Genomic DNA, 9,709 nt, shown 5'->3' with positions numbered 1-9,709 from the left:
CAGCTTATTGCGTTCCTGAGTAAGCTTCCAAGGTGCGTTGTTGCTATGGAGGCTTGCGCTACGTCCCATTATTGGGGGCGTGAGATTGGCAAGCTCGGTCACGAGGCTCGTGACGTTGCCCCCTCCGCCTAATCCATTTTGAGATAGCCTCTGGCCCAACCGAAAGGACCAGAGATGAAGCGCAGCAGGTTTACCGAAGAACAGATCATCGGCATTCTGAAGGAGCATGAGGCCGGTGTTTCCGTCGCCGATCTGTGCCGCAAGCACGGCGTCAGCGATGCAACCGTCTACAAGTGGAAAGCCAAGTATGGCGGTATGGATGTTAGCGAAGCCAAACGGCTGAAGGCGCTCGAGGATGAGAACGGCAGGCTGAAGAAGCTGCTCGCCGATGCCATGCTCGACAATTCGGCCTTGAAGGATCTTCTCGGAAAAAAATGGTAGCGCCCGCCGCGAAGCGGCAAGCGGTCGCGCATCTTGTGGAAGACCACGGGATGAGCGAGCGGCGGGCGTGCCGGGTGATCGGCTGTTGTCGGATGACCATGCGCTACGAGGCGGTCCGGCAGGGCGACCCCGTGCTGCGCGAGCGGCTGAAGGAGCTGGCCAAGGTGCGCCGTCGATTCGGCGACAGGCGGCTGCATGTCTTCCTGAGACGCGAAGGCCATGAGGTGAACCACAAGCGCCTGTTCCGCATCTACTGCGAGGAACGGCTGCATGTCCGCCGCCGGGGCGGGCGCAAACGGGCCATGGGCACACGGGCTCCGATGGTGCTGCCAATGATGCCGAACCAGCGCTGGTCCCTCGACTTCGTGTCAGACCAACTCACGGACGGCCGCCGGTTCCGCATCATGACCGTCGTCGATGATTGCACGCGGGAATGCCTGGCTCTGATCGCCGACACCTCACTGTCGGGTGCCCGTGTGGCGCGAGAACTGGCGACCTTGTTTGGCGCCCGCGGCAAGCCCCAGACGATGGTCAGCGATAACGGGACCGAGTTCACCTCGAACGCAATCCTGACCTTCGCCGATGACTGCAAGATCGACTGGCACTACATCGCGCCGGGAAAACCGACCCAGAATGCGTTCATCGAGAGCTTCAACGGCCGACTGCGTGACGAGCTGTTGAATGAAACACTGTTCCCGTCTTTGCACCACGCGCGCGTCACGCTGGCCGCATGGCGCACGGACTATAACTCTGAACGACCTCACTCACGCCTTGGATGGCAAACGCCCGCCGAGTTCGCCCAGACCTTCGCCCCGCAACGGGGCCTGACGCTGCGCAATCAGCAAAGCTCCGCGCCAGCCCCCGTTGCTCAACCCGCCCAAATGGGCAAAACTCAACCCCGGAGTCTCGCTCACACTGGATAAAAATTGGGGGCAACGTCAGCTCTTTGCTGAGGAAGCGCCAAAACTTCCTCAAGTCGGCTCATTACCCATTGCCGCCTCCAGCTACCGTCATGCGTAAAGCTAAGATCGCAATCCTCAAAGAACTCCGTGAGATATGTGCTGGAACGATAGTGAAAGTAAGAGCCCGGATCTTGACTCCCGCAGATCATCTCGGCCAACATCCCGGATGTTTATTTGTTTCCATTCTATGGACCTTCGTCTCCTTTACGTTCCTTTGAGAGAACTTGGGGCTTTCTGGAATAATACGGAAGAAGATTATTTTGATATGTGGGCTTTCAGAGTGAGGAGATCCCAACACGATATGCGGACACCCCCTAAAAATATTGGCTGTGCTGGACTTGTCGCGGCGGGTGATGATGAGCACGGCCGAACACGAGGGCGAAGCCTCGACGCAGTTGGAGCGGGCCTTCGCAAACCCTTAGAAGTCGCGGGCCCGTCTCTTGTGGTGTGCAGCCTGAAAGCCCACAAAAGACGGCAATCGTGGGCCTTTTGTGCCATTAGAGAGCAGTCGTCGTGCATTCGCCCCCCACCTTGCAAGAAACAAGAATTTGGTTTGATGGCACCGCGTACTCAATAAGCAAAGTGCAGGAATTGTGTGGCACCTTATGCAATGTGTCTGGAGGTGGTCCGGCCCTACCCATTCCGATAAAATCGCGATGAGTGACGCGCCACCAAGCGTTTGAATATACTTGAGAACGCTATGGAATAATTGCCTACGTGACATGGCTGGCGTGTTTCTTGCGAAAAACTTTGCGCATTTCCGACGGAAATCCCGCGCTGCCACGTTTGTATTGACATGAAGCAAGGGCAAGGTCGCCCGTCGATGCAAAAAACGGAGAGTGTAATGTTTAACAAATCCAAAACAGTTCTGAGCGCAGTAACAGTGGCCGCATTGATTGTCGGCGGGTTCTCTACCGCGGCTGTCGCCGATCAGCGCGGGGACCGTCAAGGCCCATCCGCGATGTTTGATTTCGCCCAAGTGGATGCCAATGCTGACGGCAAGGTGACCAAGGATGAAATCGCAGCCTTTCACAGCGCAAGGGTCGCGGCAATCGATACCGACAAGGATGGCACGATCTCTGAGGCTGAGATGACAGCCGCCCAACAACAGCGCAAGGCCGAGCGTGAAACGCGCAAGGTCAAGCGCATGATGGAGCGGATGGATGCCAATAACGACGGTGTTGTGAGCGTGGATGAAATGGCTCCACCGGCCGATCGTGGTGACAAAATGTTTGACCGGATCGATACCGATGGCGATGGCGCCATTTCCAAAGCCGAGGCAGATGCCGCGATGGAAAAAATGTCCGATCGTAGAGGTAAGGACGGTCGCAAAGGCAAAGACGGCCGCAAAGGCAAAAAAGACCACAACTAAGGTGGCGTGCCCCCCGGCCTGGTCGGGGGGCATAACCCAAGGATTGCAGTTATGTGCCTAGACCGATACTGCCGATAGGATGAAAATGCCCTTCGACGTCATCTCAGAAACCCCGGATGAGGCCCTTTTGGTGCTTTATGCAAACGGGGATCCGCTGGCTGCGCGCGAACTTGCGGCGCGGTATCTGCCACTTGTTATGGGGTTTGCCACACGGATGCTGTCTGGTGACCGTGCCGAGGCGGAAGATGTGGCCCAAGAGGCGATGTTGCGGCTGTGGCGTATTGCCCCTGACTGGCGCCAGGGCGAGGCAAAGATTTCGACCTGGCTTTACCGCGTGGTCAGCAATCTTTGCACGGATCGTCTGCGGGGCCGGACCCGGCGGCGGGCTGTGGGTCTGGATGAGGCACCCGATATTGCCGATGATGTGCAAGGCGTAGAAGCCTCGCTGATGGATCGCGACCGGATGGATGCGCTTAACGAGGGGCTGGCAAGCCTGCCGGAACGTCAACGCCAGGCGGTTGTATTGCGCCATATCGAGGGGCTTTCAAACCCCGAGATCGCGCAGGTAATGGATATCGGCGTAGAGGCCGTTGAGAGTTTAACTGCCCGCGGCAAGCGTGCTTTGGCCACAGCGATGGCCGGACGACGCGCCGAACTGGGCTATGAGGAAGGGACATAAGATGCAAGACAGTGATCTGGACGATCTGTTTTCCACAGCACGCCGTCATTCGGTCGGTGCCTCGCCCGATCTTATGGCACGGGTGCTTGCGGATGCCGAGGCCCATCAACCCCGGATGGCCGCGCCAACAGCCGTGGCCAAACCGGGCTGGTGGGCCGCGCTTTTGGCGGCGATTGGTGGGCTCCCGGCGCTGGCTGGCCTGTCGACGGCAACTTTGGCCGGGCTGTGGATCGGTTTTGCCGATCCGACGGGGGTCAATGTCGTGACCGATATGATCCTGGCCAGCGGCGAGGTGACCGAAACCCTTGATGTCATGCCCGCCTATGACGATTTCCTGTTTGAAGGATAGAATATGACCAAGAATCATGCCCCCACCCCGCCCAAGCCACCATTCCGGTGGGGGCGGCTTGTTTTATTTACCTCGCTGGCGCTGAATCTGGCGGTTGCCGGTGTGATCGGGGGAGCCGCCTTGGGCGGGTTCGGCCACAAGCGCGCCGAATTTGTGGCCCGTGACATTGGCTTTGGGATCTTTGGCGAGGCCCTGACCAAGGAGGATCAAATCGCCCTTCGGCGTGCCTACGGTCAGGCAAAAAAGAATGTTCTGCGTGACCGTCAGCAAATGCGTGATGATTTTGCGGCCATGCTTGTTGCCCTGCGCGCCGAGCCCTTTGAGGTGGCGGCGCTTCAGCAGATGCTTGACACCGGTTCCGCGCGGATTGCCGAGCGGCAGGCCCTTGGACAAACTCTTTTGCTTGAGCGGATCGATGCCATGACCGCAGCTGAGCGTGCTGCGCTGGCCGACCGTCTGGAAGATACGGTGGCGCGAAAATCGAAACGGGATCGTCCGCGCCCCGCAGGGGATTGATTTAACGCAATCCCTATGCGGCTGTATGGCTGATCGTAACCTGGTTGCGCCCACCCGACTTCGCCATCAAGAGCGCCTGATCGGCGCGTTCGATCACGGCGGCGACAGGCTCTTCTGCCCATGTCTGGCCGCCTTCGCAAATCGCCAAACCGATAGAGGCTGTCAGATCAAGCGGCGCATAGCTGGGTATATCAAAAGGAACCTCCTGAATAGCGCCGCGCAGGCGTTGGGCGATGGCTTTGGCATGCGGAAGATCGGTATCGGGCAGGGCGATCAGAAACTCTTCCCCGCCGATACGTGCAAGCAGATCACCGCCGCGAATATTGGCGGCCAGCCTGCGCGCAACCTCTGTCAGCACGGCATCACCGGCGGGATGGCCAAAGGTGTCGTTAACCTGCTTGAAACGGTCCAGATCGATAACCATCAGGGCGAAAGGTCGCTTTGAACTTCGCGCATGGCTGGCGATCTCGGCCAGTTGGCTGATGGCATAGCGACGGTTGTGCAGCCCTGTCAGCGGATCGATTACCGCCATGCGCAAGCCGTCCCTTACCGAGGCGCGTAGTTTGTCAGCGGCGGTTTTGCGTTGCAACAGCCGCGCGATGCGTTGGCCGAATTCGCGCGGATCCACCTCATCGCCGACGACATCATCGGCTCCAAGATCAAAGGCCATCGCGGTGTCTGAACCGGTGGGGCCGCTTTTGACAATGCAGATCGCGGCATGGCGGGTCTGGGGCCGACTGCGCAACTCTGACATAAGGCGCAGACCGGCCATCGGGTCGGCCAGATCAGATTCGATGATAAAGACATCGGGCACCGGTGTCAGCTGTACGTCGGACAAGGCCCCTTCGCGCGACATCATCGTCATTTGGTCGGGCAGATGTGCGCCCAGATCACGCCGCCAGCGCAGCGCAGTTTCGGGGCGATGGGACACAAGCGCGATGGAGCCGGGAAGGTGAAACGCCGAGGACATCTCTGCAAAGCCCAAGGCCCGGATCGGTGCGGCTCCGCTTTCCAGTTCTGCCATCGCCTCACGCCCGCGCAAAAGATTACGCAGCCGCGCCATCAGCGTTTGATCATCGACAGATTTCGTCAGAAAATCGTCAGCACCGGCATAGAGGGCGGCCAGTCGTGCCTTCATATCGGCCTCAGCGGAAAAGACCACAACGGGAATACTTGCCAGCTCGGGGTCCGCGCGCAAATGGCGCAAAACCTCGGTTCCCGACATGTCGGGCAGAACCAGATCCAGCAAGATCAGGTCGGGCTTTTCACTTCGGGCAAGCGCAAGACAAGATGCACCGTCAGAGGCGAGAACCGGCGCATAGCATGCGGCGCCAAGCTTTACCTTGTAAACGATGCGGTTTGTCGCAACATCGTCCACAATGAGAATTTTTCCTGCCATCTAAGTATTCCTGATCCGCTCAAGTAAGGATACAGTTATCTTTGTGACCAAGTGGTTAAGAAACCCTTTCCAATTTGGCGGCAATTGAAACAATCGGCCGCCCTCCACCGGGATTGGCCATATATGAGAGGGAATCCGCCGATGATGAAGCAAGAAACCGCCGAAATGATTGCTGTCAAGGCTTTGGGCTGGCTTGCAGCGGATGAGGAATTGTTGGGAACCTTCCTTGGCGCAACCGGCGCGTCGGTTGATGATCTGGCAACGAACGCCCAGCAGCCCGAGTTTCTTGGTTCAATCCTTGATTTTCTGTTAATGGACGACGCTTGGGTTATGGGGTTTTGCGAGGCGGAAAACCTGGCCTATGAGGTGCCGATGCACGCGCGGGCCGCATTGCCGGGGGGCGCGCAGATCCATTGGACCTGACCTTGGTTTTGCCGCGATTGCCTTTTGACGCCTCGCCATTCATGTTGGCGCCGAAATTAAAAGGGGCGTGTGATGATTGACGGGGTGGTGTTTGACAAGGACGGAACGCTATTTGATTTCCGCCAAAGCTGGGGTGTGTGGACAGATCGGCTTTTGTTGCAAATCGCGGTTGATGAGGCCCACGCCAGCATGTTGGCGACCGCCATCGGATATGACCGGGTCGCACGGGACTTTCGGCCCGACAGCCCGGTGATCGCTGCCACGGCCGTCGAAATCGCCAATGTGCTTTTGCCGCTATTGCCGGGGCAGAGCCTGCAGGGGTTGGTGGACAGGTTGAACGCTCAGGCACAAGATGCGCAGATGGCGCCCGCGGTGCCACTGCGCGCGGTTCTGGCGGGGCTGCGGGACCGGGGGTTGAAGTTAGGGCTTGCGACCAATGACACCGAGCGTCCGGCCCGTGCCCATCTTGATGCCCATGGCGTGCTTGATCTGTTTGATTTTATCGCGGGCTATGATTCGGGCCACGGGGCAAAGCCCGGGCCGGGGATGTGCCTTGCCTTTGCCCGTGAAACAGGAATTGATCCCGCCCGCGCGATTATGGTTGGTGACAGCCTGCATGATCTGGTCGCCGGGCGTGCGGCGGGGATGCGCTGCGTCGGGGTTCTGACAGGTATCGCCGATAAGGCAGAGCTGGCACCACTTGCTGATGTGGTCTTGCCCGATATCGGATCTTTGGGCGCGTGGATTGACGGGCTTTAGGGCATAAAATAGCTGTCACATTTGTAACGATTCCCGCCCGTGCCGTGCGGATAGTGACAGGCCGGCCATGATCGCGCTGTAATTGATGGTGATTTTGCCTGATTTTCGGACTTGTCCACAGAAGATTTTCCAAAAATCTCTTTACAGGGTTTCGCTCCTCGCACACAATATCTAGTAAGTTGCATAAGGGTGGGACGCTTGTTCTTGCCAAAGACTCAACTTCTTGTGTGCATGTTCGGGGTATCGGGCATCATCGCAGGGAACGGAAATGCGAGGCGGGGCTATGTCACTTTCTGAAGATTATTTCGCGGAGGAAATCCATCCGATCGACATCGTGGAAACGCTGGCCAATGACCACGCATGGGAATTTGATCGCGTGACCGACAACCAGATCGCGATGTCGGTAGAAGGTCAATGGCGGACGTATTCGCTTACGCTGGCATGGTCGGATCACGACGAGACCCTGCGCCTGATTTGCACCTTTGAGATGGAGCCGCCAGAGGGCCGGGTCTCGGCGCTCTATGATGTGTTGAACCGTTGCAATGATATGGTCTGGAATGGCGCATTTACGTGGTGGGGTGATCAAAAGCTGATGGTATGGCGCTATGGGTTGTGCCTTGCGGGCGGGCAGGTTGCCGGCCCTGAACAGATTGATCGGCTTATCTCGGGCGCGGTGATGGCGGCAGAGCGGTTTTATCCAGCCTTTCAAATGGTTACATGGGCTGACCATACACCAGAGGCCGCGATGAAGGTCGCGATTGCCGAAGCGTACGGGCGGGCGTAAACGGGTCTCCCCGTCACGCACCGCAAGGCCTATATTTAGGGGAGGGGCCGTTACAGCCGCACCACCCTTTTGCCAAAGCTGCGCCCCTCGAGCAGGCCATAAAGCCCCTCCGGCGCGTTTTCAAGCCCGTCAATGACTTCTTCGGTATAGTGCATCTTGCCTTCCTTCAGCCAGCCGGTCATGTCGCGTACAAACTCGGCATAGAGGCTGCGGGGGAAGCTGTCGAATATGATGAAGCCTTCTACCTTTACCTTCATCCGCAAGATTGTGCCCATGATGACAGGTCCCATATCGGGCCCCTCGGGCAGGCCGGGGATATTGTACCATGAGACAACACCGCATACCGGCATCCGCGCAAAGGGGTTGAGCAGGGGCAGGACCGCGTAAAGCACCTTGCCGCCAACATTCTCGAAATAGACATCGATACCATCCGGGCAGGCCGCGCTCAGCTGTGCGGTGAAATCGGGCGACTTATGGTCGATACAGGCGTCAAAGCCCAAGACATCCACCACATGCGCGCATTTCTCGGCCCCGCCGGCAATCCCGACAACGCGGCAGCCCTTGAGCTTGGCAATCTGTCCCACGGTGGCACCCACCGGGCCGGAGGCCGCGGCGACGACGACGGTTTCGCCGGGTTTCGGCTCTCCGATCTTCAGCAGGCCCGCATAGGCGGTATAGCCGGGCATTCCCATGATCCCCAAAGACCACGAAGGGTTGGCCGGTTTCGCCCCGAGGTTCAGCACCTCGGTCCCGTCCGAGACCGCATAATCCTGCCAGCCGCTGCCCGCCAGAACGTAATCGCCGGGGGCAAAGCCGTCGAGGTTGGAGACCATGACCTCGGCCACCACTTGTCCGGTCATCACCCCGCCAATAGACACCGGCGTGGCATAGGATTTGCTGTCATTCATCCGGCCGCGCATGTAAGGGTCCAGCGACAAAAAGACCGAGCGTAGCAGCATCTCGCCGGGGCCGGGGGTGGGGATAGGTGTTTCTTCCAGCCGCAGGGTATTGGCATCAGGGGCCGCTTTCGGACGCTCGGCCAGAACGATACGGCGGTTGGTTTGGGCGTTTTGTGTCATGGTATGTTCCCCATTATGGTTTCGTCTGAGGTAACACCCAAAACAGCGAAATGCACCCGTGCTGGCGAAATTGTGTTTGCGGCCTGCTTACGGGCAACCTTGGCTCTTAGCTGGTTGACTCTGCCTGACGCGCCTATATAAGCCCGCAAGTCCTCGGATTTTTCCGGGGGCTTTTCATTGGTGTTGGTGGACCCGGCAACGGGAAACCTGTCACCCAAAGCTAAGGCCTTTGCGGGCCTGCGCGGCGGGGAAGGACAACGCCCTTCATATATCGAACGAAGGAGATCAGAGATGACCAAACGGACCTCTGCCAAGTATAAAATTGACCGCCGTATGGGCGAAAACATCTGGGGCCGTCCTAAATCCCCAGTAAACCGCCGCGAATACGGCCCCGGCCAGCACGGTCAGCGCCGCAAGAACAAACTGTCGGATTTCGGTACCCAGTTGCGCGCCAAGCAAAAGCTTAAGGGTTACTACGGCGATTTGACCGAGAAGCAGTTCCGCAAGATCTATGGTGAGGCCGAGCGCGTCAAAGGCGACACCGGTGAAAACCTGATCGGTCTGCTGGAGCGTCGCCTGGATGCGATCGTTTACCGCGCGAAATTCGTGCCGACCGTATTTGCGGCCCGTCAGTTCGTGAACCATGGCCACGTCACTGTGAACGGCCAGCGCGTGAACATCGCGTCTTACCGTTGCAAAGAAGGCGATGTGATCGCTGTGCGTGACCGTTCCAAGCAATTGGCGATCCTGCTTGAAGCCGTTACCTTGGCTGAACGTGACGTGCCTGACTATGTCGAGGCCGACCACTCCAAGATGACAGCGACCTTCATTCGCACCCCGACTTTGGGCGATGTGCCATATCCGGTACAGATGGAACCAAACCTCGTGGTCGAATATTACGCGAAAAACTAATCGCGGCCCGTATTTATGGGCTATCTGGAAGCGC

General features: G+C 58.4%; 11 protein-coding genes and 1 pseudogene. 10 read left to right on the top strand and 2 right to left on the bottom strand.

Annotated features, from left to right (window positions below):
- The 6 genes and pseudogenes from AKU94_RS20615 to AKU94_RS18775 all read left to right on the top strand — a co-directional run.
- Positions 1 to 126 (top strand): annotated as a pseudogene (locus tag AKU94_RS20615) (IS110 family transposase); the annotation flags it as partial.
- Positions 127 to 174: 48 nt separating this feature from the next.
- Positions 175 to 1,364 (top strand): IS3 family transposase gene (locus tag AKU94_RS18800; protein ID WP_157056624.1). Its coding sequence is split into 2 segments (ribosomal slippage): positions 175 to 433 and positions 433 to 1,364, totalling 1,191 coding nucleotides; the frame shifts between segments, so codons are not numbered across the junction.
- Positions 1,365 to 2,247: 883 nt separating this feature from the next.
- Positions 2,248 to 2,775, top strand: a complete 528-nt coding sequence (locus AKU94_RS18790; RefSeq protein ID WP_050528788.1) for an EF-hand domain-containing protein — start codon at positions 2,248 to 2,250, stop codon at positions 2,773 to 2,775.
- Between the two features lie 79 nt (positions 2,776 to 2,854).
- A complete protein-coding gene (locus tag AKU94_RS18785) occupies positions 2,855 to 3,454 on the top strand; it encodes an RNA polymerase sigma factor (RefSeq protein ID WP_050528787.1) in 600 nt (199 codons plus the stop codon).
- Between the two features lies 1 nt (position 3,455).
- Positions 3,456 to 3,803: a hypothetical protein gene (locus AKU94_RS18780; protein WP_050528786.1), complete on the top strand. Its 348-nt coding sequence runs from the start codon at positions 3,456 to 3,458 to the stop codon at positions 3,801 to 3,803.
- Between the two features lie 3 nt (positions 3,804 to 3,806).
- Positions 3,807 to 4,319 (top strand): periplasmic heavy metal sensor, encoded by a 513-nt coding sequence (locus AKU94_RS18775; RefSeq protein ID WP_050528785.1) that lies wholly within the window; start codon positions 3,807 to 3,809, stop codon positions 4,317 to 4,319.
- A 13-nt stretch (positions 4,320 to 4,332) separates the two neighbouring features.
- On the opposite strand, the gene AKU94_RS18770 is transcribed toward AKU94_RS18775, so the two are convergent.
- The gene (locus tag AKU94_RS18770; RefSeq protein ID WP_050528784.1) at positions 4,333 to 5,718 is read right to left on the bottom strand and encodes a diguanylate cyclase; all 1,386 of its coding nucleotides are present in this window, start codon (positions 5,716 to 5,718) and stop codon (positions 4,333 to 4,335) included.
- A gap of 144 nt (positions 5,719 to 5,862) precedes the next feature.
- Between AKU94_RS18770 and AKU94_RS18765 the strand changes: the two genes are divergently transcribed.
- The 3 genes from AKU94_RS18765 (at position 5,863) to AKU94_RS18755 (ending at position 7,684) form a co-directional block, all read left to right on the top strand.
- Complete coding sequence (locus AKU94_RS18765) at positions 5,863 to 6,141, top strand: DUF3572 domain-containing protein (protein WP_050528783.1); 279 nt, start codon at positions 5,863 to 5,865, stop codon at positions 6,139 to 6,141.
- 72 nt (positions 6,142 to 6,213) lie between these two features.
- Positions 6,214 to 6,900 (top strand): HAD family hydrolase, encoded by a 687-nt coding sequence (locus AKU94_RS18760; protein WP_050528782.1) that lies wholly within the window; start codon positions 6,214 to 6,216, stop codon positions 6,898 to 6,900.
- Between the two features lie 283 nt (positions 6,901 to 7,183).
- Positions 7,184 to 7,684, top strand: a complete 501-nt coding sequence (locus AKU94_RS18755; protein WP_050528781.1) for a type III secretion system chaperone family protein — start codon at positions 7,184 to 7,186, stop codon at positions 7,682 to 7,684.
- Positions 7,685 to 7,734: 50 nt separating this feature from the next.
- Here AKU94_RS18755 and AKU94_RS18750 read toward each other — a convergent pair whose 3' ends face one another.
- Positions 7,735 to 8,763: an NADP-dependent oxidoreductase gene (locus AKU94_RS18750; RefSeq protein WP_050528780.1), complete on the bottom strand. Its 1,029-nt coding sequence runs from the start codon at positions 8,761 to 8,763 to the stop codon at positions 7,735 to 7,737.
- A 291-nt stretch (positions 8,764 to 9,054) separates the two neighbouring features.
- Between AKU94_RS18750 and rpsD the strand changes: the two genes are divergently transcribed.
- Positions 9,055 to 9,675 carry a 30S ribosomal protein S4 gene (gene rpsD / locus AKU94_RS18740; protein WP_050528778.1) on the top strand — a complete coding sequence of 207 codons (621 nt, stop codon included), beginning with the start codon at positions 9,055 to 9,057 and terminating at the stop codon, positions 9,673 to 9,675.
- Positions 9,676 to 9,709: the final 34 nt, after the last annotated feature.

The sequence above is a fragment of the Pseudorhodobacter aquimaris genome, from assembly GCF_001202025.1.
In the GTDB taxonomy this organism is placed as follows: Bacteria; Pseudomonadota; Alphaproteobacteria; order Rhodobacterales; family Rhodobacteraceae; genus Pseudorhodobacter; species Pseudorhodobacter aquimaris.
Note: the sequence above shows the minus strand (reverse complement) of the source record. Positions and strands in the feature narration are given on the sequence as shown.

What these genes read in the sequence shown, in the direction of transcription:
- AKU94_RS18785 (WP_050528787.1), top strand. Translation starts at nt 2,855, where the DNA reads ATGAAAATGCCCTTCGACGTCATCTCAGAAACCCCGGATGAGGCCCTT.
- AKU94_RS18760 (WP_050528782.1), top strand. Translation starts at nt 6,214, where the DNA reads ATGATTGACGGGGTGGTGTTTGACAAGGACGGAACGCTATTTGATTTC.
- rpsD (WP_050528778.1), top strand. Translation starts at nt 9,055, where the DNA reads ATGACCAAACGGACCTCTGCCAAGTATAAAATTGACCGCCGTATGGGC.
- AKU94_RS18775 (WP_050528785.1), top strand. Translation starts at nt 3,807, where the DNA reads ATGACCAAGAATCATGCCCCCACCCCGCCCAAGCCACCATTCCGGTGG.
- AKU94_RS18770 (WP_050528784.1), bottom strand. Translation starts at nt 5,718, where the DNA reads ATGGCAGGAAAAATTCTCATTGTGGACGATGTTGCGACAAACCGCATC.
- AKU94_RS18750 (WP_050528780.1), bottom strand. Translation starts at nt 8,763, where the DNA reads ATGACACAAAACGCCCAAACCAACCGCCGTATCGTTCTGGCCGAGCGT.
- AKU94_RS18790 (WP_050528788.1), top strand. Translation starts at nt 2,248, where the DNA reads ATGTTTAACAAATCCAAAACAGTTCTGAGCGCAGTAACAGTGGCCGCA.
- AKU94_RS18780 (WP_050528786.1), top strand. Translation starts at nt 3,456, where the DNA reads ATGCAAGACAGTGATCTGGACGATCTGTTTTCCACAGCACGCCGTCAT.
- AKU94_RS18755 (WP_050528781.1), top strand. Translation starts at nt 7,184, where the DNA reads ATGTCACTTTCTGAAGATTATTTCGCGGAGGAAATCCATCCGATCGAC.
- AKU94_RS18765 (WP_050528783.1), top strand. Translation starts at nt 5,863, where the DNA reads ATGAAGCAAGAAACCGCCGAAATGATTGCTGTCAAGGCTTTGGGCTGG.